The 23,249-nt window shown below is 43.1% G+C and carries 17 protein-coding genes and 2 pseudogenes; 7 read left to right on the top strand and 12 right to left on the bottom strand.

Going from position 1 to position 23,249, the window contains the following annotated elements; translation table 11 throughout:
- Positions 1–57: 57 nt before the first annotated feature.
- The 3 genes from CAL7507_RS15775 to CAL7507_RS15765 form a co-directional block, all read right to left on the bottom strand.
- On the bottom strand, positions 58–1,050 hold the full coding sequence (locus CAL7507_RS15775) for a beta-ketoacyl-ACP synthase III (RefSeq protein WP_015129475.1): 993 nt from the start codon (positions 1,048–1,050) through the stop codon (positions 58–60).
- A 145-nt stretch (positions 1,051–1,195) separates the two neighbouring features.
- Entirely contained in the window at positions 1,196–2,221 is a 1,026-nt protein-coding gene (gene plsX / locus CAL7507_RS15770) for a phosphate acyltransferase PlsX (RefSeq protein ID WP_015129474.1), read from the bottom strand.
- Positions 2,222–2,356: 135 nt separating this feature from the next.
- Positions 2,357–3,838, bottom strand: coding sequence for a leucyl aminopeptidase (locus tag CAL7507_RS15765; protein ID WP_015129473.1), 1,482 nt, complete (start codon positions 3,836–3,838; stop codon positions 2,357–2,359).
- 244 nt (positions 3,839–4,082) lie between these two features.
- Between CAL7507_RS15765 and CAL7507_RS15760 the strand changes: the two genes are divergently transcribed.
- Together CAL7507_RS15760 and CAL7507_RS15755 are read left to right on the top strand one after the other, a co-directional pair.
- Positions 4,083–4,580: a hypothetical protein gene (locus tag CAL7507_RS15760; RefSeq protein ID WP_015129472.1), complete on the top strand. Its 498-nt coding sequence runs from the start codon at positions 4,083–4,085 to the stop codon at positions 4,578–4,580.
- Between the two features lie 15 nt (positions 4,581–4,595).
- Positions 4,596–4,880, top strand: a pseudogene (locus tag CAL7507_RS15755) (GUN4 domain-containing protein); the annotation flags it as partial.
- A gap of 70 nt (positions 4,881–4,950) precedes the next feature.
- On the opposite strand, the gene CAL7507_RS15750 reads toward CAL7507_RS15755, so the two are convergent.
- Complete coding sequence (locus CAL7507_RS15750; RefSeq protein ID WP_015129471.1) at positions 4,951–6,096, bottom strand: hypothetical protein; 1,146 nt, start codon at positions 6,094–6,096, stop codon at positions 4,951–4,953.
- A gap of 548 nt (positions 6,097–6,644) precedes the next feature.
- Positions 6,645–7,433: an exodeoxyribonuclease III gene (gene xth / locus CAL7507_RS15745; RefSeq protein WP_015129469.1), complete on the bottom strand. Its 789-nt coding sequence runs from the start codon at positions 7,431–7,433 to the stop codon at positions 6,645–6,647.
- A 536-nt stretch (positions 7,434–7,969) separates the two neighbouring features.
- Here xth and CAL7507_RS15740 point away from each other — a divergent pair.
- Both CAL7507_RS15740 and CAL7507_RS30870 read left to right on the top strand, forming a co-directional pair.
- Positions 7,970–9,037, top strand: a complete 1,068-nt coding sequence (locus CAL7507_RS15740) for a glycosyltransferase family 4 protein (RefSeq protein WP_015129467.1) — start codon at positions 7,970–7,972, stop codon at positions 9,035–9,037.
- Between the two features lie 54 nt (positions 9,038–9,091).
- Positions 9,092–9,277, top strand: coding sequence for a hypothetical protein (locus CAL7507_RS30870; protein ID WP_015129466.1), 186 nt, complete (start codon positions 9,092–9,094; stop codon positions 9,275–9,277).
- 305 nt (positions 9,278–9,582) lie between these two features.
- Here CAL7507_RS30870 and CAL7507_RS15735 read toward each other — a convergent pair whose 3' ends face one another.
- From CAL7507_RS15735 to CAL7507_RS15720, 4 genes are all read right to left on the bottom strand, one after another.
- Positions 9,583–11,970 (bottom strand): DHH family phosphoesterase, encoded by a 2,388-nt coding sequence (locus CAL7507_RS15735; protein ID WP_015129465.1) that lies wholly within the window; start codon positions 11,968–11,970, stop codon positions 9,583–9,585.
- Positions 11,971–12,165: 195 nt separating this feature from the next.
- On the bottom strand, positions 12,166–12,819 hold the full coding sequence (locus CAL7507_RS15730; protein WP_015129464.1) for a GNAT family N-acetyltransferase: 654 nt from the start codon (positions 12,817–12,819) through the stop codon (positions 12,166–12,168).
- A gap of 400 nt (positions 12,820–13,219) precedes the next feature.
- On the bottom strand, positions 13,220–14,032 hold the full coding sequence (locus tag CAL7507_RS15725; RefSeq protein ID WP_015129463.1) for a PD-(D/E)XK nuclease family protein: 813 nt from the start codon (positions 14,030–14,032) through the stop codon (positions 13,220–13,222).
- A gap of 267 nt (positions 14,033–14,299) precedes the next feature.
- The gene (locus CAL7507_RS15720; RefSeq protein ID WP_015129462.1) at positions 14,300–15,517 is read right to left on the bottom strand and encodes an ISAs1 family transposase; all 1,218 of its coding nucleotides are present in this window, start codon (positions 15,515–15,517) and stop codon (positions 14,300–14,302) included.
- Positions 15,518–15,839: 322 nt separating this feature from the next.
- On the opposite strand from CAL7507_RS15720, the pseudogene CAL7507_RS15715 reads away from it, so the two are divergent.
- Positions 15,840–16,859, top strand: a pseudogene (locus CAL7507_RS15715) (CHAT domain-containing protein); the annotation flags it as partial.
- 256 nt (positions 16,860–17,115) lie between these two features.
- Positions 17,116–17,880 carry a beta-carotene ketolase CrtW gene (gene crtW, locus CAL7507_RS15710; RefSeq protein ID WP_015129460.1) on the top strand — a complete coding sequence of 255 codons (765 nt, stop codon included), beginning with the start codon at positions 17,116–17,118 and terminating at the stop codon, positions 17,878–17,880.
- A 12-nt stretch (positions 17,881–17,892) separates the two neighbouring features.
- On the opposite strand, the gene CAL7507_RS15705 is transcribed toward crtW, so the two are convergent.
- From CAL7507_RS15705 to CAL7507_RS15695, 3 genes are all read right to left on the bottom strand, one after another.
- The gene (locus CAL7507_RS15705; protein ID WP_015129459.1) at positions 17,893–18,570 is read right to left on the bottom strand and encodes a hypothetical protein; all 678 of its coding nucleotides are present in this window, start codon (positions 18,568–18,570) and stop codon (positions 17,893–17,895) included.
- 12 nt (positions 18,571–18,582) lie between these two features.
- Positions 18,583–19,659 carry a heat-inducible transcriptional repressor HrcA gene (gene hrcA, locus CAL7507_RS15700; protein WP_015129458.1) on the bottom strand — a complete coding sequence of 359 codons (1,077 nt, stop codon included), beginning with the start codon at positions 19,657–19,659 and terminating at the stop codon, positions 18,583–18,585.
- Between the two features lie 498 nt (positions 19,660–20,157).
- Complete coding sequence (locus CAL7507_RS15695; protein WP_015129457.1) at positions 20,158–20,517, bottom strand: rhodanese-like domain-containing protein; 360 nt, start codon at positions 20,515–20,517, stop codon at positions 20,158–20,160.
- 394 nt (positions 20,518–20,911) lie between these two features.
- Here CAL7507_RS15695 and CAL7507_RS15690 point away from each other — a divergent pair, with 394 nt between their 5' ends.
- Complete coding sequence (locus CAL7507_RS15690) at positions 20,912–22,570, top strand: DUF3352 domain-containing protein (protein WP_015129456.1); 1,659 nt, start codon at positions 20,912–20,914, stop codon at positions 22,568–22,570.
- Positions 22,571–23,249 lie beyond the last annotated feature (679 nt).

The raw sequence follows: 23,249 nt of genomic DNA, 5'->3' as shown, positions 1-23,249 counted from the left end.
TTATCAGTTATCAGTTATCAGTGTGTTTACTGTTCACTGATAACTGTTCACTGTTTCCTATCTTCCCCATTGAAAAATCGCTGCGCCCCAGGTGAGACCGGCACCAAAGCCGGATGCAACAATGGTATCGTTGAGTTGAATTTTGCCTTGTCGTACTGCTTCATCTAAGGCTATGGGGATGGAAGCGGCGGAGGTGTTGCCATAATTGGCGAGATTACTAATAACTTTGTGTTGAGGAATATTTAAGCGTTGAGCAACAGCATCAAGAATTCGTTGATTGGCTTGATGTAACAGTAGCCAATCTATTTGATCAATGCTCAGGTTCGCTTTAAATAAAGCTTTATCAATAACTTCTGGCACTCGTTGCACAGCAAAGCGGTAGACTTCTTTGCCGTTCATTGTGATGGGTTGGTAAGTTCCTTGAGCGATGTTGATGTCTGGGAGCAGTTCTTGGTCAGAAGCTTGATAGGCAAGATTGAGGTAGTGATTTTGAGTGCCATCACTATGAAGTGAAAATCCTAGTAAGCGATCGCTCTCATTCGCCTGTAATACTACTGCCCCTGCACCATCGCCGAATAGTACGCAAGTGCGTCTATCTTGCCAATCTACCCAACGAGAGAGGATATCTGCACCTATCAACAGTACATTTTGGTAGGCGCCTGTTCTAATGTATTGGGCAGCTGTCACCAGTCCAAACACGAAGCCCGAACAGGCAGCTGTCAAATCGAAAGCTACGGCTTTGGTGGCTCCCAAATTAGCCTGAATTTTACAAGCACTACCAAATAAGTCATCTGGGGTAGAGGTTGCCAAGATAATCAGATCCAGGTCGGCTGCTGTGATGCCGGCAGAGGCGATCGCTTGAGTGCTGGCAGACGTGGCCAGCATACTCAACGAGTCAGTCGGCGATGCCAAGCGTCTTTGACAAATTCCGGTTCTTGTGGTAATCCACTCATCTGATGTTTCCACCAGTCTACTCAGCGTCTGATTGTCTAGGGAAGTTGCTGGTAATGCCGAACCACTTCCTGTAATTGCTATACCTAAATTATGCACTCCTACCCTCACTCGCTATCAGCGTTTTGTCGTTAGTCCTTTGTCATTTGTCATTTGCCACGAATTAAGGACAAATGACGCCACTTGCTAACAAGTCGGGGAACTCTAATTGAGCAGTGGCTCACAAATGATAAATGGCTGATTTTTAACTACTATCGCGCTGTAGGGTTTGATATTGCGATTGAATTCGTTCCAAGACTTGGTTATCTACAGCTTCTTTTGCCATGCGGATGGCATTAAAAATCGATGGTGCTTGTGAGCTACCATGACCGATAAAACAAATCCCGGCTACGCCTAACAGCAAAGCACCGCCATGTTCCGCGTGATCCATCCGTTGCTTAATTCGCTTCAGGTTGGGTTTTAGAAGCACTGTGCCGATTTGACCATGCAATCCTTGGGGTAATTCTTCCCGCAAAATTTGCAAAATCACTTCTCCGACTGCTTCGGCAAACTTTAACAACACATTGCCCACGAAGCCATCACACACAATCACATCAAAGTTACCAGAAAGTACATCACGCCCTTCGGCATTCCCAATGAAGTCAATTTGGGAATTTTCCCGTAGCAGTTGGTTGGCACGAACTGCGGCATCATTGCCTTTAGAGTCTTCCTCGCCGATATTCAACAACCCGACTTTAGGTTCGCTTGTACCCAGCACATACTGACTGTAAACAGATCCCATGACGGCAAACTGCTCTAAAAACTTAGGACGGCAGTCTACATTCGCGCCGACATCAAGTATCAGCACTGGCTTACCGGCGACAATTGTCGGAAACACTGCCCCAATTGCCGGGCGGTCAATTCCCGGTAATCTCCCTAAGCGGAGTAAAGCCGATGCCATCGCTGCGCCAGAGTGACCGGCGGAAAATACTGCATCTGCTTGCTGCTGCTTGACTAAATCCATTGCCACGTTGATGGAAGCTTTGGGTTTACGCCTGATGGCGGTTAAAGGCTCCTCATCCATTGCGATCGTATCCTCTGCAGGCACGATCTCCAGCTGCCCTAAATTGGTTTTTTGTGGCAGGGCAGCTTCTATTTGTTGGGGATCACCTACCAACAAAACTTTTACACCCAATTCTTCCCGTGCCCGCAGTGCGCCAGCAACGATTTCACCGGGTGCGTGATCCCCTCCCATTGCGTCAATTGCGATCCGTACGCAAGTCGATCCCATTGCTTAGAGCTTCTAGAAACCTTACAAATTTTACCAGATGGCTTTGCCGAAAAATCGGAACTTTTAGATTATGGGGCATTGGGCATTTGTCAAGGGTCAAGAGTTATTCTCCCTGATCTCCCCAGTTCCCAGTCCCTACTCAACTGGACTCAGCACCCAGTTAACTAGAGTCCGCACACCGAAGCCGGTTGCTCCTGAGCCGTTGTAGCCATTTTCTTTATCTGTCCACACTGGCCCGGCAATATCTAAGTGTGCCCAAGGGGTGTCTTTCACGAATTGCTTGAGGAAAAGAGCAGCAGTAATTGAGCCACCGGCACGTGGACCAGTGTTCTTCATGTCGGCTAGTCCAGATTTTAGTCCTTCAAAATATTTTTCTTCCATTGGCATCCGCCAGATTTTTTCTCCTGAGCCTGCGGCAGCTTTTTCTAGCTGGGAAGCTACAGCATCATCGGGAGAAAATAAACCCGCCATATCTTCACCCAAGGCGACAACGCAAGCCCCAGTCAAGGTGGCTAAGTCCACGATCGCATCTACTCCTAATTTGTCGGCAAATACTAAGGCATCTGCCAAGGTCAAACGTCCTTCAGCATCGGTGTTGTTGACTTCTATGGTTTTGCCATTGGATGCTTTGAGGATGTCTCCTGGATGCATAGCTTTACCGCTAATCATGTTCTCAGTCGCTGCTGAGATAAAATGCACCTCAGCATCTGGTTTAATCTGGGCGATCGCTTTGGCAGCACCTAAAGTCGCCGCAGCACCACCCATATCAATTTTCATGGTTTCGATGCCGCTACCAGCGCCTTTAATATTCAGTCCACCAGAATCAAAGGTTAAGCCTTTACCAATAATCGCTAGTTTGCGAGTGGGTGTACCATCTGGCTTGTAGGTTAAATGAATAAACTTAGGTGGCAAATCAGAAGCTTGGGCGACTCCCAAAAATGCACCCATACCCAGTTTTTCGCAGTCTTCCCGTTCCAGGATTTCTACTTGTAACCCGTATTCCTTAGCGATCGCTTGGGCAGTTTCTGCTAAGGTAATCGGCGTCACTTCATTTGCTGGTGCGGCTACCAACTGCCGAGCCAAAATTACCCCGGAAACAATTTGATTAGCGCGGGCGATCGCGGCTTCTTGTCCAGCAAAACCTAGTAAATCTACGGTTTCAATTTGTGATCCTTTGTCTTCCGGCTCTGACTTAAAGCGAATATCTTGGTATAGCGCCAATTCTATGCCTTCTGCGATCGCTTGAGCGCTGGCTGTCGGTTCGTTATTCCACAAGGGAAAACTAAACCCCAGGATTTTGCTTTTTTGCTTTTTGGCTACCCTAGCTACAGCCGCCGCCGCACGTCGTAAGGTATCTAGTTTGAGGGCTTCTGCTTTTCCTAAGCCTACTACAATAACTTTTTTAACTGGACTACCAGCAGCCACCCTAGTGAAGATGGTGCTATTGGCTTTACCCTTAAATTCCTCTTCAGCAATCAGTTCTTTCAACACACCAGCCAACTTGCCATCAAAAGTTGCCAGTTCCCCAGTTAACTCTACAGCGTCTTCAAATAATCCAATTGCCAACGTATCCCCTGCCCACTCTAAGAGAGGCGTATCACTCGCTTGAATTCCCATTGTTGTATTTTGTGTAAATCTTCTTGTACTAGTATTGCTTAAAATTCTTTGTTCATGCGTTGGGCATGGGGGGACAGCATAGCCGGGGGGTAAATATATGTGGCTTCACAAAGAAACGGTATCAGTTACTTTTGACCAGGAATCTACGGCAATTTATATGTAGATGTTACAAACAGCATCTCTGCTTTTGAACGGCCCTTAAGTGAATATACTAGTGATTATAGAAACTTAACTTAATAAAAAAATGCCTAAATCCGACGGTGCTAAGTTGAAAAAAGTATCTGTAAGCCTTCCCTTTGGCATCGGTTCAGCGGAATGGCAAGCTGATACCACAGAACGGAGGACTGCATGGTCGCTTTATATTGAACTAGTTACACGGATTGCAGTACAGCCTTTGGAATCTAGCGAAGGACTACTGCGGGAGGCACTGAATTCTTTATACAGCTTGTTTGGCACAACAAGAGAAATTCTCAAGCAGGCTGGCCCTGATGTGGGTGCATCTCACGATTCAGTTGGGGGAATTGCGATCGCAGTTTTGAATAATGGTTTGCGCCCCATCCTGGCTAAATGGCATCCCATATTACAAACCTGGGAAGCCCAGCGTCCGACTGACGTGAGTCCTCAACACCATGAACGTGAATGGTCTGAGGAAAGGAAATTGCGGGCTGAGTTGGAAACCTTGCGGCAAGATTTGCAGGAGTATGCAATTGCATTGGCGATTATTGCGGGTGTGAATGCATAACAAGAGGAATTAGCTGTCATGCTCAAGGCATCTAACAGAGAAAAGCAAAAATGTCTTGATGTCGAATCTATCAAGAATTTTCCCTGTAGTGACTTACGCACCATTGACCAACTTTGGGTGAAATACAGCAACGGGCGCTTCGGCTTCAGCGTTCAGAAGAAAATTTGTCTGAGCGTTGGTAACAATGAACTTTATCTAAGATTTAGTAAAAATTTATTTGAACAAGATAGGGTTTCGACTACGCTCAACCCTCGACGCTCATCTCGTGGGTTGAGCGCAGTCGAAACCCACGATCCTTGATATCAGGTACTTTATTTCTCTGCACATCCCTTATCCCAAGGTAAACTAATCTGTCCTGGCGACTTTTTCCCTATTCCCCATTCCCAAGATTAAACTTAGCAGCGATCGCATCGATCACTTGTTGCTCAACTGGTGTAGTCTGACTGTCAAGTTGGGCGATTTTTTTGCACTGCACTAACAAGGGTATGGCAAAATCACGATTGAGTTGATTCAGCAAGGTATCTAAAGGCTGGGGTGATTGCATATCTTCAGCTATAGCTGCTAATGAGGTAGGACTGAGATTAACGGCTTTTAATTCGGGTAAAATTTCTGCCCAAGTTTTTTCTGGATGACTAGCGAGGATCATGTGAACTAAGATTTGATCCATGACTGTTGTTTGGGCGATCGCAGTTTCTAAATAATCTGCACTTTGTTGTTTTAATTTTTCTAGCGTCTCTTGAGAAGTCAGCGAAGTTGATTCATCTAGCTTGGCTTCATAAAATCGACAAGCAGCATACCCCAATGAATAAATCATCGTTGCATTTGAGCTAGCGGCGATCGCTGCACCAGCAAAAGGCACATTTCGCAACAAGCCTAATCCCGCAGCCTTCAAAAGACGACCACCACCCAACCCCAAACCAAAAATTGCCAACACTTCACCTTTACGCGCTGGATCTTTTAAATCCATTCCGTAGTCAGATGCTATCTGATAAAGCATTTCTGATTGCAATTTTGTCGTAGCTGCCAAATCAATTGCCAACAAAGCTGCAGCAAATCCTGGCAAAATGCTAGTCGCTAGACCAATACTACCTGCTTGAGTTGCTTTTTCCACCATGATCCGGTGGGCAATCTGACTAGGTGATTCATGGGGATACTGTTGTTTTAGCTTTTTCACTTCTACTGCTGCTTTTTCCAAATCGACACTATCAGCAGCACCAATCAGCCAATTAAGGTTTAAAAAACCAGATAATTTGCGGATAAGCCAATTTTTGCTGAGGTAATTGACTATTTGACCGCTGGCTTGAGTTGATTGTTCAATCAGATGATGTGTTTGCTTCGCCGCCGCTGTTCCCACGGCGACTGTTTTATCGAAGACTGCTTTACCGCTTTGGGTAATTATTCCTCCCACCTGACCTACTTTTTGAGCAAAGGACTGGGAAACAGTTGGCTGAGTCTTGATATCCCTGTTCGATAGTTGTGTGGGCGAATTGATTTCTTTTTGGGGTTTGTCTGCCATTATTTTGCACCATCCTGAAAGCCTCTCCCTTCACGTTTTAGCGAAAGTATCAGCGGCTTGACATCCCCCTACAAGCGCAAGTCTTTATCGAAGAAGCCAGATCTGGAGATGAAAAGTGCTGAGTTCCGAGTGCTGAGTGCTGAGTTAAAAATACCACCCACGTTCGCGTAGCGTCTCCGACAGGAGAGGGGTGAGGTATCAACCTTCTCCCGATTAAAAGATTCCGCTTGACATCGGGCGGGGCATTAACCATAGTACAAAAGTACTCAGTACTTAAATTTACTATAAGCCGAGGGACTATAAGCCGAGGTACTGAGTGTGGTGAAGGGTAGCAGCGATCGCCGCCCCGCCGCCGTTAACTAGACCTCTTGCAAAAGTCCTAATTTTTGCGATCTTCTTTGCGTCTTTGCGTGAGACAAAAAATATTTATGCAAGAGGTCTACTGATGACTGATAACCGTCAACGTGAAATCCCACCCCTAAAATGGGGTGGGATGAGCTTAATCTATCTGCTGGATTCTGAAACTCCTGGCACGGTAGCAATCACCTTCATATATCCAATTCCACAACTACTGGTGTATGGTCGCTGGGTTGAGTTAGTTTTCTAGGTTCAACATCAATAATGCAGCTTTTAGCACACTCATACAAAACTGGTGTCAAATAGTGATGATCAATCCGCCAGCCTAGGTTGCGACGAAAGGCTGCGGTGCGATAATCCCACCAGCTGAAGTGACCGCCTTCGCTGGTGAATTTGCGAAAAGCATCGGCAAATCCTAGCGTCAGTATATCTCGTAAAGCTTGGCGCTCTGGTTCTGATGCCATGATGTGATTGAGGGGATTAACTTTGTCATGAATATCTATGGCTTCTAAAGCAATATTAAAGTCGCCACAAATACAGATAGCTGGCTGTGATTTGAGCAATAATTGCAAATACTCCTTTAGTATTGCTAACCACTTGAGTTTGTAAAGATATTTTTCACTTCCCACTGCTGAACCATTGGGTACATAAAGATTAACAATCCGAATCTGATCAATAACACCAGTAATTACCCGCTTTTGCTCATCTAGTTCTGGTTCGACATTGGTCACAATTGTTGTGAAACCCGTACTGATATCTGAAAGCGGTTGGCGGCTGATTATTGCTACGCCGTTATAGGATTTTTGACCTGAGAAATAAACGTAATAGCCTAATTCTTCTAAAGGCGATCGCGGAAAATCAGCATCGACAACTTTCGTTTCTTGCAAACAGAGGACATCAACAGGGTTCTGTTTTAACCAATCAATCACCTGTTCGAGACGAATCCGAATTGAATTTACATTCCAAGTAGCTATTTTCATTAGTTAATAGTCTGTGATTCCCATAAATCAGTAATTATGAATTAATATGAATTAAGCAAATTTTTAGAATTATTTAACGTTTATAGATTTGCTAGTATCTGAGCCGTTTTCCTGGCAAACAGACCCTAAATAATTGATCCCAACCTAAAATTTAGTATTGTGAGCTACAAAAAAATCTATTTGGTAAGTTAATTTACAAAATAGCATAATTGCTTATGATCCCCAAGATAGATGAAATTAGGAAACAGGAGGTTATAGTTTAATAGTGTAGTTGCCCGGTGGCCACTGCTGAGGGGCGGAATTTTTTTTAGTGGTGTTGTTAAATTCAGTAAACAGTGACCAGTTATCAGTGAACAGGCGCATTGGAGCAGATAAAAAAGCCCACTAACGCCTTCGACCAATTTAATGGGAGATTTAAACCTTTTAACTGAATAACTGTTAAAGTTTCCGAGGAGTAAGCATAAATACGTTGCCCGCATTAAATTACCTCAGTTCTCACTTAGAGGACTATTTTACAGACTGAACCAAAACAACTTATGAAAATCGTTCAAGTAGCCCCCTTATGGGAACGAGTTCCACCTCCTAGTTATGGAGGGATTGAACTCGTCGTGAGTCACTTGACCGAGGAACTAGTTCGTCGCGGTCATCAGGTTACTTTGTTTGCTTCTGGTGATTCTCAAACTTCGGCTTGTTTAGAAGCGGTTTATCCACGTGCGTTGCGCTTAGATCCAAATGTCAAAGAATATGCAGCGTATGAAACGCTTGAACTCAGCCAAGTTTACCAGCGATCGCAGGAATTCGACATCATTCATTCCCATGTAGGTATTTCGGCATTACCTTTAGCGAATTTAGTATCGGCTCCCACTGTGCATACTCTGCACGGTTGTTTTACAAAGGATAACCAGCAAGTCTTTAGCCACCACCAAAAGCAACAATACGTCAGCATTAGTCAGGCACAGCGTCAAATCGACTTAAACTATATCGACACCGTTTATAACGGCATTAATCCTGAAGATTATCCATTTCAGCCACAACCCCAAGAGCCGCAATATTTAGCATTTTTAGGACGCTTTTCACCCGAAAAAGGTTCACATCATGCGATCGCAATTGCAAAACAGACTGGTTGGTGCTTGAAAATGGCAGGAAAAGTTGATTTAGTAGATTCTAAGTTTTTTGAACAAGAAATTGCCCCCCATATTGATGGGAAGCAAATTGAATATCTAGGTGAAGTTAGCCATGCCGAGAAGGCTGAACTGTTGGGAAATGCTGCAGTAACTCTCTTTCCTATTACTTGGCAAGAACCTTTTGGCTTGGTAATGATTGAATCAATGGCAACTGGTACGCCAGTGATTGCTATGAATTTCGGTTCTGTACCAGAGGTGATTGCTCATGGTAAGACAGGCTTTATCTGCCAAAGCTTTGCAGAAATGGCGGCAATGATTCCCAAGGCTTTGGAACTAAACCGTCAAATCTGTCGAGAATATGTAGCAACCAAGTTTAGTGTTACCCAAATGGTTAACGGTTACCAGGCGGTCTATGAACAAATTATAAAAGATCGCATAGACTTAAATGGGCACATTTGTGCTAATGAAGTCCGGTTTTAATCAACAATTTTTTTACATTTTCAACAACAACTTTTTTCAGGGAGGACATCGGTAATGAGTATGAGAGCTAACACCTGTCCATGTTGCGGTGGTTCCCTCCTACGTCACGTTCGTCACAGTGAACTTTATTGGTTTTGTCAGTCTTGCCGACAAGAAGTGCCACTGTTAACAATTAGTCGGCTTTCTAGTGTAGAAACTCGCAATACGGGAGTTATTCCCCAGCCAGCGGTTAATTCTTAAATCACAAAAAAATCCCTTGACTGATGCAACTGGCACATATATCTTTTTTCATAAGAGTCAAGAGTCAAGGTTTTTGGACTATTGACCCTTGACAACCTTAATAAAAAAATATGACACTTGCGTAAGTCCAACTCCTGATAGTGCAAGATTTAATTCGTAATTAAAAATATCGTAGTAGGGGCACGGCATCCAAAATCTTTCAGCGCATCACATAATTTTATCGGTGCCGTGCCCTTACTTACCCGATTTTAGTGTGAGCGATCGCGCTCGATTAATTGGGGATGCGATCGCAAACAATCATCCCATTAACCCTGACTATTAACCATCGCCACAATTGTAGATAAAGGGACTTCAGCAAAATACTCTCGCTGAAATTGTTCTTCGCGGATGGCGGCTAAAAATTTGGCAGCAGCACTATCAGCCAAGGTTTCTGATAGATTTTTAGCATCGTGGCTAATTTGCAAATCACGGTCTTGTCGCTGCAGTGTAAACCCCAAATATTTTAAAGCTCTAATTCCCAAAAATAAGGTTTGGTCACCGATGCCTAGCTTATCTAATAGTTGAACGCGGGTAACTAGTTGATTGGTACGACTTAGGTATTTGGCAATTCCCACTAGAGTTAGCCAAATGTCGCTGGGTGTTTGATGGTTGGGTATAGTCCAAGCCAGGGCTAGTTGTTGATTATTGTAGAGTGACTTTTTCCACCACGCCCGTAAATCATCCCAACTAGTAGGGCATTCTGAAATAATGAGTGCTGACTGTTGACACTTCGACAAGCTCAGTGCATCGCTGTTGATGGTTGACTGTCTCTGATTCCGCAAATCTAGGATGAGTGGTAAATGTTGAGTGTTGAGTATTGAGTTAATAGTGGGACGGACAGCAATTAATCTGATTTCATAGCGTTTTTTAAAGCTGTTGTAGTCTATTTCGGCGATGCAATCACATCTACCTATGGGCAATTCATCTTTATAATGTCCCCACCATATCCCCGGAAATGGGTTTCTCGTCGTGTCATCTCGAATGTCAAACTCGGTTTTAATATACTGGATTTTTTTACCTTGGGAATCTTGTTGATTGCGATGCCAAGCATTTTCAAACCAGCAGTTTTGAATTAGTAGTTTGGGGACGGGATTACCCATTCCACAGGGTTCTAATACTTTCAGTTCTAAAAATAATTCTTTGCCTAAGTCAGCGACTGTGACTGCTATATCTGCTTGGACAGTTGGTGTTAGGTTTACACCACCTAAGGATTGCCGCAATCGCTGGTTAATTGCGTCTTTAAATAAAGGAATATTCTCCGCCAACAAACTCAGCCCCGCAGCAAAGGGATGTCCGCCAAAGCGGTGTAACAGATGTGCTTGATCTTTTACTAGTTGGTATAAATCGACGGAATTCACCGAACGGGCGGAACCACGGGCCAATAAGAGTGCTGAGTGCTGAGTGCTGAGTGCTGAGTTAGGAGTTAAAAGTGAAGAATTGTCTCCCTTGTCCCCTGCTTCTTCTGTACTCAACAAAATGGTGGGGCGGCCTGTCTCTTGGGCTATTTGTCCAGCGACTAAGCCTAATACGCCTATAGGCCATTGAGGATCTTCGAGGACGATCGCACTTGTGGTAGATAAGTCTAATTGGGTGAGTTTTTGTGTGACTTGCGCTTGCACATCTTTTTGCAATGACTTACGGCGAGCGTTGGCTAGTTCTGTCATTTCTGCCAGTTGCTGGCAATGTTTGATATCTCGGCTAGTCAGCAATTCTACGCAGAAACTAGCATCACCTTGGATGCGGCTGACGGCGTTGATGCGCGGTCCTAAACCGAAGGAAATATCTGTGGGGCGATCGCCACTTTTCTGGCATAATTCTAATAATCGTCCAACTCCTGGCCGCCTGCGCGCTGCTGGTGGTTGTTTAAAATCTGCCTGTAGTCGTTGAATTCCCAACTGGGCTAAATAGCGACAATCCCCACTGAGTTGCACTAAGTCAGCAATTAATCCTACTGCTACTAAATCCAACAAATCTGTTAACGGATTTTGGGGGACATCAGGTAGGGCTTGATATAACGCTTCCACCAACTTATAAGCTACCGCCACCCCAGAAAGATTAAATAGCGGATGTTCATTGGCTAAATAGCGGGGGTTGATAATAGCTGCAACGGCTGGGCGTTCTGGTGCTAAGGTGTGGTGATCTGTGACGATGACATCAATACCTAGCTGTTGGGCATAAATAATTTCATCATGGTTCGTGCTGCCTGTGTCACAAGTGACGATTAATGTAATGCCTTGTTTTGCTAAATTATCAATCCCTTGATTGTTAAGTCCGTGGGATTCGGTGAGGCGATTGGGAATGTAATAAATTAACTGTTGATTTTGGGCAAAAAACTCTCCTAAACCATCCCACAACACAGCAGTGGCGGTGATACCGTCTGCGTCAAAGTCTCCCCAAATAGCAATTTTCTCACCAGCGTTACGCGCCTGTTGCAACCGCGCTACAGCTAAATGCATTTCTTGCCCAAATTCCCAAGGGCTTGCTGGTTTATAGGTTTGATGGTTGACAAAAGCCGCTAGTTGTGATTTATCTCTAATTCCCCGCTGCCACAACAATTGTGCCGCATAAAGTCCACTAGATGCAGGTGTATATTGCTTCACCGCTTGGATAAACCACTCTGGTGGTTGTTCAGTTGCTGCTAAAGTCCATTGCATCTTATTAGTGATTGGGGATTGGGAATATAACTAAGTAGGTCGGCGTAAATAATTATTGTTGGAATAAGGCAGGGGGCAGGGGGAGAAAGAGTTTGAGCCTTATTTACTTTTCTTCACATAGTTTGGTTTTATTGCACCGACTTACTTAATAGCCTATTGCCTATTGCCTATTGCCTATTGCCTATTGCCTATTCCCTAGTCCTCAGTCTCTGTCTGAGGTTCAGTTACTAAGGGATTGAGGACTATTTCATTAGCGAAACCGTCGGGTTTGCGGGCGCGAATAGTGGGACGCGTAGGCGTAGCCCGTCGTAGACATCGCTTATAACCTGCGCGTTCAGCTTTTTGATGTTCGTAATCTATTAGTCTGCCATAATATGGATGCTTACTTAAATTCATCGACAAGAAAATATGCTGGCGGTTATTACCGAAACCTTTGCGGTGGAAAAACTTCACCGCTGGTATATTAGTGGGGTCAGTGTCTACCAGCATAAAACGCGCCCCATCTTCAATCATGCGGGCGACGACTTTATCAACTAGCTTATCAGCAACTCCCTGCCGTTGAAAATTGGGATTAACTCCTAGCCACAAAATATAACCATAAGTCCAAGATGTCTTGGTGATGATAGTTCCTAAAATAAATCCTGCCAGTTCTCCATCTATTTCGGCAACGAGGCAGTATTCTGGATCTGTGTTGTATAGTCCGATCACCTCCCATTCATCCCAGGTGCGGTACAAATAAGGATAGCGATCGCTAGTAAATAGCTCCTCTCCCAAATGATAAATTGGGGCTATATCATCGATTCCTAATTCACGGACGTAAACTACGTCCATGTCATCAAAGTTTGTCATAAAAACTGCGGTTGTGGTTTCTGCGCTATATTTCCTAAATATTAAAAATAGTGACTTTGCAGATGGCAAGAACTAACCAGTACCACCAGAAACGAAGCCATGAATTCAGCGTTTAACTCTCACTCCTAAGTAGGTGAGCGTAAATAATTATCGTTGGGATAAGGTAGGAGATAGAATCCAGAATACAGGAGGAAAGAGGGTTTTAGCTTTGTTTACTTTTTTTCACACATAGGACTACTATTTGATTTTTGAACAAAATTAGGTATCGTAGGGTGCGTTAGGATGAAATCCGTAACGCACCATCATCAAGGATTTGGTGCGTTACGCTGTCGCTAACACACCCTACGTATCTTTTCAAAAATCAAGCCGGATTCCTATAGTTTGGTTTTATTGTACCGATTTACTTAAATTCTGACAGTGATACTTCCTGAATGGTATCGAGATGAGGTAAAACTTGATTAATTAATGCCTCTGCAACTTGTGTGAGATCGCACCTTTGAGCAAACTGGCAATAATCACAGGCTTGACTACTTTCTGGCACTTGGGGAAATAATTCACCATGTTGATAATTTTCTAGCCAAGTGGTCAATTTATTTAACAGTTGATTAAGTTTCTTTGCTGTTTGGGCGTGTAAGCTATGACTGTAAGTAAATTGTATATTTTGCGGTTTGCCTGCAGATTGAACAAACCAATAAGTCATGGAAATATTTTCTGGCAGGTATTCGCTAGTTTCAGCCAATACATACATATATAGACGAGTTTGCCAATTTCTGGCTAATTTGCTTTTGTTGGGTGGTTTGGGATAAGTTTTCCAGTCAAAAATTTGTGCTTGCTGATTATCTGCAATTAATAAATCATAAATAACTGTGAGCAAATAGTCTTGCACTTGTAGGGTGCGATAGTGTTCACTTTCGCGGAAAGTTTGGTGATCTATTGCAGGTGTGATAATTTTTGGTGCTGCGTTAGCAAAAGCGGCCATCCAGCTTTGCAATTGGGTATCAGCTTGCAAAAAGCTATGAATTGGCAAACCCATCTCTTGCTGCTGCATCAGCAAGTGGAAGCGACTACCTAGAGTCTGCTTTTCCTCATGTTCGGGATCTGAGGGAGAATTGAGATTTTCTAAATAAGTGTGTTGGAACTGACGAGGACAACGTTCTAGTAGATTAAGTTGTCCTTGAGAAATGCGTAATATTTGAGTTTGAGTTGACAACATAATTCTATTTTAGAAGCTATTTTACCTCAGAGCATTCAGGGGAAGTTGTAAGCGCTACGTTCGTGCATTAAGTAAGTCGGCGCAAAAACACTAAACTATTGAACGAAAGAAAGACGATGTTAAGTCCAGCCTTAGGTGCGAACTTTATCGGCAATATTTTTGCGCCCACCTAGAAGGGCAACATGGTTAAGTATCCCTATCAAGTGGGGGGTAGCCTTGCTGCCGATGCAGGGTTAGCGCGTCTCAAACTCTATTGACAGTGGGATTCTAGGAGAGTGTTGAATTTGGGAGAGCCGCAGCCAACACAGAAAGCATATACCGATCATTCATAGCGGCTCGTCGTGACTTTTGGCGAATACTGCGACGGAAAGATGATTCTCGTTCTAAGGCGTTAAGAGCAATGCGACGTAGTAAAGCAAAATTCTGTGGACTATGCAGAGAACGAATTCGACATTCATCTTCATTAAAAGTGACATCTAATGTCCAATGAACAGAATTTTCTATTCCCCAATGCTGTCGAATGGCACTACCAATTTTATTAGCATCACTGACAAGACTGGTGATGTAAAATTGCACCTCATGGGTAGTCTGATTCCAATGCTGAATCGAACGCACTACCATAACTACTGTTGTCAAACCAGCCCACAAATCTTGTTCATGAAGTGCAGAAAGTTGTGACACTGGCACGGTGTAAACCTGACGATTCTCGATTCTGTGATGCACTTTTTCTATCCGTTGACTCATACTCACATTAACATTTTTGAATCCATTGGACTGGGCTATCTCAAACCAATTCTTTACTTGCTGGTGCAGTGTAGGATGATTATCTTTCAAGCTCAAAACGTAATCAGAACCAGCCGCGATAATTTTCTGGGCAATCGATTTTTGAGTACCCATTGCATCAATAGTAATGATGCAGCCGTATATGTCTAGCATTTCCAACAGTGCTGGAATCGCGGTGATTTCATTTGATTTGTCACTGACCTTTGTTTGTCCTAATACCAAACGGTGTTCACTTGACCATGCACTGACTGTGTGTAAAGCTTTTAGCTGAGATTCTCGGTCATATGAGCCTCGATGAGTTTTGCCATCTATAGCTACTACTTCTACTCCCAACTTCTCTATTAGCGATTGTACCCAGCAACGAAAACATTTCTCAAATTCTTTGGGGTTAATTTTCTCAAACACTCTTCTAAAAGTGTCTGGACTGGGTATTCCCTCTGGCAGTTCTAAAAATGTCTCCAACCACTCCTGTTTATTGAGTCCATACTCCTCGATATCTTCCCAACCTTGCCCTCCTGCTATTACTGCCAAAATCGCTATGGTGATAATATCGCTCAGTGAATGCCATCTCGTCCTTTCTACTCTGGGGTCTTTGATAAGAGTGAAGTATTCCTGAAACTGAGTGGTAATGTCTTTGCTATCTATGCAGGGTGCAAAAGATGCTTTAGTTTTGCTTTTCTTGTTCTCAAATCCTGTTGGCATTTCTTGAACCTTGCACCTAGAAAGAGAATAACCCTATTAAAACCAGGGTTTGAAGTTGACGCTTTTATCTTTTGACTTGAACTTGAGGTGCTTGACTTCACAAGAAGTCGAACTAATGGAAACATTGGCATTATGTTCACATCTGACGTGCTAAACCTCCAGCCATACAATATGTACACGTCTATTAATGGATGAATATACCATTAGTTATAGCGATTCCCACATTGGTGAGGTACAGACAAAAATAATTAACCGCTGATAGAAGAGGATGGACGCGGATAAACGCAGATAAATTTGTACCTCACCAGACTAGAAAATGCTATATCTCAGTGTCGGGCGGGATATTCTCCGCACCAAAGTTCAGCTACCGACACGCTCGATTTCTGCACCACTCATTATTGCCGATCCTGATTTTGATTTACAAGCAGAGTCAACCACAAATTTAGCTTCAGATGGAGCAACTATCAAAAACCAGGAATTTACTCCGGCTGATGCACCAAAACAACTAATACAAGAATTACTTAATACTCTCACAGGAAAAAGCCTGCGCCGCGCTCTAGGTACAAGGTTTTTGGGTGAAAGTGTGGCGAAAAAGCTCCCAGATGCACAACTGTACTTGGGTGCAGAAGCAGTAAAAACTCGTTTAACAAGTAGTGAGTGCCCCAGTATCATGCTCATTGAGACTCACGGCCTATTTTTAAGCGACTCTGAACCGGAACCAGGCGATCGCAAACGTAACTTATTGAGTATAGAACCAGGGCGAACGGCCAAGGTAGAAAATCCCATGATGCGTTCTGCACTAGCTTTAGCCGGTGCTAATACTTGGCTATTTGGTGGAACTCTTCCCCCAGATGCAGGCAAAGGCTTTGTTTTCGCCCAAGATATCGCCAGTTTAGATTTGTGGGCGAATGAATTGACGGTTCTCTCTGCTTGTGATATCGCCAGAGGAGACATCAAAATCGGCGAAGGCGTGTTTGGTTTGCGTCGTGCTTTTGCAGTAGCGGGATCACAAACCCTAGTGATGAGCCTATCGCCAGTTCCTGACAAGGTGACGGCTCTATTAATGGAGTGTTTTTTTTATAATTTACAGTCTGGTATGGGTCGTGCCGATGCGTTACATCAAGCTCAGAACTATATACATATAATTACTGTAAAACAATTACGGCAATCAACCTTGGGTGTTGAGGTACTAAAAGAACTTTTAAAAGTCAATGAATTATCAGCAGACAGCCAGATTGATTGTCAAGAAGAAGACACGCGGTTGCAGCATCCTTTTGACTGGGGAGCCTGGATTTGTCAAGGAAATACAGAGCCACTAACAGTTAGAGCAATTTTCAGCTAATCTCTCCCATGAAACAGTTTTTGGAATAGTCATTGTTTGTGTAATACTATTTAAAGTATCTTAATATTTCTAAATATTTTTAGATTGTTGCTTCGCTCAGTAATACAGTCGAGGGAGGGGAAACCCCACCCCTGCAGACTTGACAATTTCCACCTGTACCTCACTGATGTGAAAACCGCTATAACGACTACTAGAGTTAATGGTTAGTCTGTTCTATTTGGATAAATTTCATCTACACACTACACGGAGTCAAAGCATGATTGAGTTAGAAAAACCACCTAACCACCAAATAGAAACGACACCATTTGTGAAAAATAAATCTCTATTTACGGGAATTTTTATTGCTTTTATTATTACTAGTTTATGGTCGATTAGTCTAATTTTATTACTTTCTATAGATATCTCAAAATGCAATTTTTTGATATTAGTACCCATCATATTTTGGCAAACATTCTTATATACAGGATTATTTATTACATCTCATGATGCTATGCATGGGGTAGTGTTTAAACGAAGCTCTAAAATAAACCATTTTATTGGGTCATTTTGCTTATCGCTTTATGGTCTTTTATCATATAAAAAACTGTTAAAAAAGCATTGGCAACATCACCATAAACCAGCCAGTAAACTAGATCCAGATTTTCATAATGGTAAGCAGAAGAACTTCTTCGCTTGGTATTTTCATTTTATGAAAGGTTACTGGAGTTGGTGGCAAATAATTGCTTTAACGACTATCTATAATGTTGCTAAATACGCACTACATATGCCTAGTGATAACTTAACTTATTTTTGGGTAATCCCTTCACTATTAAGTTCAATACAGTTATTTTATTTTGGTACTTTCCTACCGCATAAACAGCCAATTGGTGGTTATATAGATCCTCATCGCGCTCAAACTATCAACCGTTCAATTTTTTGGTCATTTATCACTTGCTATCATTTTGGATATCATGAAGAACATCATGAGTATCCCCATATTCCTTGGTGGCAGTTACCAGAAATTTATCAGATGCGTAAATAATTTTATAATTGCTCAATTTGCTGCTGTTTGTTGTTGTCTAGATTTTACTTCTCCGCTGATATCAGGTAGAGGCGATCGCACAGACAAATAAATTAGTGGGCCAAATAGGGGAATCAAAGCAAATAACCAGAAAAGCTGTGGATTTTTCCCGCCACGACGTGCCATATCGTCTCCCAATAAAGCGGGAAATAAGAGACTGAGTAGGCAGAAATCTAAACTCATCACATGGATAAAACGATCAGTTTGCCACTGCTGCACAAAATTTCCCCAGTCGCCTTGTAAGCCATAAGCAACTAGAATAGCTGCACCGACGCTTAATACAACTCCAGTCACGCGGGAATCTAGCAGCTTGATCAAGATATTCTTTTTACCAACAAACTGCTTATTTGGTTCCCTGAGTGCGAGGTATGGCAAAATGGCGAAAGCTCCAACGGCAAATGAGGCGGTAGCGAAAGGCCAAGCAGGTATTTTTTGTCCTCTGCCATCAATAAACATGACTGCACTGAAAATTAATGGCCAGATGCCCATGATATTAAATAGTGCTATGACTAGAGGATTAATTCCTTGCCATTGACCAGTAGAGAGGTTTTTAATCAACTCAAATGTATCAGGGCGATCGGGAGGTGCAAGGAGAAAAGCGTAGGTAATAAACCCTATCCACAGCAATGCAAAGGCAATTTTTCTGACCATATTTTCGTGTAATTAACTGAAGGCTTCCGAAAGGTATGCTGCTGCTGCGGCGACAACAGCGATCGCACTTTCATAGTCTAGGCGTGTTGGGCCTAAAACTCCCACACTCCCCACGGGTATTGTACCCCGGCGATAGGTAGAAGAAATCAACGTGCAAGTGCGTATCGGCTCTAATGGGTTTTCTGCACCAATGCGAACCGTTACCCGTGGCTTACCCACCTCCTCAGATTCCGGAGTCTCAAATATTAATCGCCAGAGTTGGTCTTGTTCTTCCTCCAGCAGATGGATAATTGTTTGTACTTGCTGCAATTGAGAAAATTCTGGCTGGCGCAAAGCCTCTGATACACCTCTAACCATAATTTGTGTAGCAGATGGTGCAAGCGTCCGGCGGGTTAATTCCATGATGGAGTTTTTCAAGAATTCAGCATAGCACTGGAACTCTCGATCTAATTGACTCCAGTCGAGGCTGGCTAATTCCAACAGACTCCGCCCTCGCAAGTGGCTATTCAAAAAGTTAGAAACAATCTGCAACTCGCGATCTATTACTTCTGGATCGGGTTTTGTTTCTGCAGATACTAATGACAAATCCATGAGCCGGGAATGTGTCTCATAAGCTTCAGTCACCACAATCAGCATGATCCGTCCCGCTTCAATTTGCACTAATTGCAAATGTCGCAACATTGCTGTAGTGGTTTGGGGCATGGTAATCAAGCTAATGCAGCCACTCAAGGAGGCTAAAATTTGCGCCGCGCCTTGTAGTAAAGCTTCTAAACTCCAATCTTCCCAGTGGAGGCGCTGTTGTAGCGCCAGTTCTACCTCTCGACCTAAAGTTTCCGAAGGTGTAATTAGCTGGTCAACATACATGCGATAACCAGAGTCAGAAGGTACGCGTCCGGCAGAGGTATGGGGTTGATAAAGTAACCCAGATTTTTCTAAGACGCCCATGACATTGCGAATTGTGGCTGAACTGACACCCAGGTCATACTCTTCTATCAGGGCTTTTGAACCAACAGGTTCTGCCGTAGCAATGTAGTGACGTACCGTTGCCCAAAGTATATGCTGTTGTCGATTTGTCAACTGGACTTGCATAGGAAGATGTTGTACTAAAGGCAAATTTTAATGAAAATTTGTAAATGTTAACGCTAGATAAAAATTAATAACAGTGATTGAAGATAATTATTTAATTTTATAGTAATTAAGTAAATATTAAATTTATGATTCTGAGGTTTTCGAGAGCTTTATCATATATAAAGCTTAATTGTTGGGAAAAAAGCTATCAGCAACAGTAGGAACTTTCTACTATTATCTGTATTTTTTCATGAACAGCTACTAAAAGTAGTAGTGTTGAATACTTATTTTTGCCCTTATTCAGCTATGGTTGCCACCAAAGAATCTGTAAACAGATGCCATAGTTGCAAAACTTTAACCTGACTAGGAAACTCCATACTGCTGCATATTTTTAGTTTCGTCCAGATGGAAGAGTAAGTCCCAGCCAAATCATGTATAAGCTGATGCGTGTCTAAAATATATAAACACTCTTGATTGTCGTTGACTGTCAACAGTCAACAGTCAACAGTCAACAGTCCCTTAATATTGAGGAATTGTCGGCTCGACTAACAAGGAGTAGGCATCTATACCACCTGCAATATTTTTAACATTGGTGAAACCCTGATCCACTAACCACTGACACATCTGAGCAGAGCGAATGCCGTGGTGGCACAGTACAAGAGTTTCCGCATGGGGATTGAAGAGAGTGGGGACTTGCTCGCTCCATTCGGCAAACTCACTCAGAGGTAAGTTGACAAAGCCCTCAATGCTAGCGATCGCCAATTCTTGAGGTTCGCGCACATCCACTAATTGCACACTAGTATCCTTGGCAGATAGCCGTTGTGCCAATTCTTCTACATTAATTTGGGTAATCGGTTGACCAGCAGTTTTCCCTGTCATGAAGTTTTTGCAGACAATCTTATATCATTTATCTTGACAGAAAACCTTTACTTCCGCATGAGCATTCATTCTTAACTAGTAGAAAAAGGCTGAAGTATGAAGTATGAAGTATGAAATGAAGAAACCTGTACAGTCAGCATTTGGGTGATTTGGAATGGTTACTTTATTTACGCTGTGGCGTACTAATAGTCTGTCAATTTTGTTTTGAGGGGTTTTTGGTAGGGACGAAAAGCCCGCGTGAGCGAGACGCTCACACTACAGTCCCTCATTTCAACCCTGACAGACTACTAGTTTGTCATTTGTCAGCAGGGGGGAGTTAGGAGTCATTAATTATTTCTCCTTTACCCAATCCCCAATCCCCAATCCCCAATCCCCAATCCCCAATCCCCAATTTGTGAACAACCAACGCTCATTTTTTAATTTCCTAGTACCGGGTGTGATTGCACTGCTAGCGATCGCTATTGCTGGCTTTTACTGGTTTTTTGCCAAAAGTCCGGCTAATCTCATCGCGCCTACCTCTCAACCTGGTGCTGCTATATTTGTGTCGAAATTCGCTCCAGTGATGACTTCATTGCTGGTAAATCCAGATAAATTGCAGAATTTAGGGGGTGATGGCGAACTATCTCAGATCAAAACCAGTTTATTGGCTAAAAGCGGCATTGATTATCGCCAAGACATTCAACCCTGGTTAGGGAGCGAAATTACACTGGCTGTGACTAACTTAGATATCGATCGCGATCCAGAAAATGGCCAGCAGCCAGGATATCTGATGGCTTTAGCGACTAAAAAACCAGAGAAAAGCCGCGAATTTATCCAATTGTTGTTTTCCAAACGTGTGTTAGCTGGCAGCAACTTAGTCACTGAAGAATACAAAGGTGTAAAGTTGCTGTATGATAATTCACCAAAGCAGGTTTCACTAGCTGGTGCATTGGTTGGCAATGACTTTGTGCTGTTTGCCAACGATCGCAAAGTCCTCCGAGAAGCGATTAATAATGTCCAGGCTCCCGATCTGAATTTAACTAGTTCTCCCCAATACCAAAAAGCTACTCAAGAATTACCTAAAAACGCCTTGGCTGTAGCTTTTCTCAATCTCCCCACTGTCGCCAAATGGCAAGGTTTAGAACTATCAGCACCAAGCTATGACAGTCAAATTATTTCCCTGATATTAAACTCCAAAGGATTGCTAGCAGAAACCAGCTTTCTAGCTACATCAGCAGGCGTATCCCCATCTGCACCATTATCTCAACCTGTAGGCGCATTGGCATATGTGCCTGAATCAGCGGGTTTGGCAATTTCTGGCGCGAATTTGAGCAATTTGGGTAATAGTGACTTAGCGCAACTCTGGAGACAAGCCACAGCTACTGTGTATGGTTCTTCAGAAGAGGCGATCGCTAAATTAGCCCAACCCCTAGCTGATGTGCAAAAACGTTGGGGAATCAACCTAACAGCAGATATTTTTAGCTGGGTAAAAGGAGAATATGCGATCGCATTGCTACCCCAAAAACAGCAAAAAACTGCCAGTTGGATTTTTGCTGTGGAAAAAACACCAGAGGTGTCAGCAGGTATTTCTCACTTAGATGCGATCGCGATCGCCAAAGGACTCAGTATTAGTCCTCTCACATTAAATCAGCAAAAAGTCTCCACCTGGACAGAGTTAACCGCTGCTAGCAAACCCACAACTACTAAAGATAAACCGCCGCTCACCGTTGAGGCAAAAATCCAGGGTGTACATACAACCATAGAAAATTACGAAATTTTCACGTCCGATTTAGAGACGATGAATCAAGTTCTCACAATTAAGGAAAATTCCTTGATTGACAATCCTAATTTTCAAGACAGTATCGCCGCCATTCCCCGACCTAATCAAGGGTATATATATCTCGACTGGATCAAGAGTCAGCAGTTTTTAGAGCGACAGATCCCGATTCTCAAATTAGTAGAAGTATTCGGCAAACCATTTTTCCACAACCTGCGATCGCTCACAGTTAGTAGTTATAGCAGCAACACAGAATTACTCAAAGGTGGCGTCTTCTTCCAACTACATCACCCATGAGGGCAAAGGCTCAATGCAAATTTTTCCCTTTTTCCAAACCAAAATAGAGATGACAATAACAAATAAAAAAACATCCCAATCATAAATTTACCAATCGTATGTAAGAGTAGGGGCGGGGAGAACCCGCCCTAGGATTTGGGATAATTTATTTTTTGGTATTCCCTTAACTTCTAATGGAACTTTGGTTTCTTGAAGAGACCAAGGTTCTCGGTTTTTACTGAACTATGATTGAGTCGTTAATTCATGAGTGCAGCAAGCATTGAATTCCTCGAATTGAGCAAATATTAGTAATCCAGTTTGATTTTTGAACATATTTTAAGTATTTGTAGGTTGGGCTGCGCCTAGTGGTTTGTCAATTTTGTTTTGAGGGGTTTTTGGTAGTGCGGGCCGAAAAGCCCGCGTGAGCGAGACGCTCACACTACAGTTCCTCATTTCAACCCTGACAGACTACTAGGCTGTTGACTTTGTACGAAATTAGCTAAAAATTATCATGCAATTTTTGTGTTTACCGTAGGGGCATCGGCACTGCCGTGCCCTGACACCTTGGGATCAACATGGGAATTGCCGTATGACTTCGATCCTAAACAGACTCGTGCGATTGAGGGCAAGGCAGTGCCTTGCCCCTACGAAATGTGTGGTTTTCGCGCCACTCATATTTAGGAGTTCCTGTCAATGCGTA

Source organism: Calothrix sp. PCC 7507, from assembly GCF_000316575.1.
Classification (GTDB): Bacteria; Cyanobacteriota; Cyanobacteriia; order Cyanobacteriales; family Nostocaceae; genus Fortiea.
This window is presented reverse-complemented; position numbering and strand designations above follow the sequence as displayed.

Coding starts and splice junctions, on each gene's coding strand:
- CAL7507_RS15760 (WP_015129472.1), top strand. CDS start 4,083: ATGCCTAAATCCGACGGTGCTAAGTTGAAAAAAGTATCTGTAAGCCTT.
- hrcA (WP_015129458.1), bottom strand. CDS start 19,659: ATGCAAGTCCAGTTGACAAATCGACAACAGCATATACTTTGGGCAACG.
- CAL7507_RS15750 (WP_015129471.1), bottom strand. CDS start 6,096: ATGGCAGACAAACCCCAAAAAGAAATCAATTCGCCCACACAACTATCG.
- CAL7507_RS15705 (WP_015129459.1), bottom strand. CDS start 18,570: ATGGTCAGAAAAATTGCCTTTGCATTGCTGTGGATAGGGTTTATTACC.
- CAL7507_RS30870 (WP_015129466.1), top strand. CDS start 9,092: ATGAGTATGAGAGCTAACACCTGTCCATGTTGCGGTGGTTCCCTCCTA.
- xth (WP_015129469.1), bottom strand. CDS start 7,433: ATGAAAATAGCTACTTGGAATGTAAATTCAATTCGGATTCGTCTCGAA.
- CAL7507_RS15740 (WP_015129467.1), top strand. CDS start 7,970: ATGAAAATCGTTCAAGTAGCCCCCTTATGGGAACGAGTTCCACCTCCT.
- CAL7507_RS15735 (WP_015129465.1), bottom strand. CDS start 11,970: ATGCAATGGACTTTAGCAGCAACTGAACAACCACCAGAGTGGTTTATC.
- CAL7507_RS15725 (WP_015129463.1), bottom strand. CDS start 14,032: ATGTTGTCAACTCAAACTCAAATATTACGCATTTCTCAAGGACAACTT.
- CAL7507_RS15765 (WP_015129473.1), bottom strand. CDS start 3,838: ATGGGAATTCAAGCGAGTGATACGCCTCTCTTAGAGTGGGCAGGGGAT.
- CAL7507_RS15720 (WP_015129462.1), bottom strand. CDS start 15,517: ATGCCAACAGGATTTGAGAACAAGAAAAGCAAAACTAAAGCATCTTTT.
- CAL7507_RS15695 (WP_015129457.1), bottom strand. CDS start 20,517: ATGACAGGGAAAACTGCTGGTCAACCGATTACCCAAATTAATGTAGAA.
- CAL7507_RS15730 (WP_015129464.1), bottom strand. CDS start 12,819: ATGACAAACTTTGATGACATGGACGTAGTTTACGTCCGTGAATTAGGA.
- plsX (WP_015129474.1), bottom strand. CDS start 2,221: ATGGGATCGACTTGCGTACGGATCGCAATTGACGCAATGGGAGGGGAT.
- crtW (WP_015129460.1), top strand. CDS start 17,116: ATGATTGAGTTAGAAAAACCACCTAACCACCAAATAGAAACGACACCA.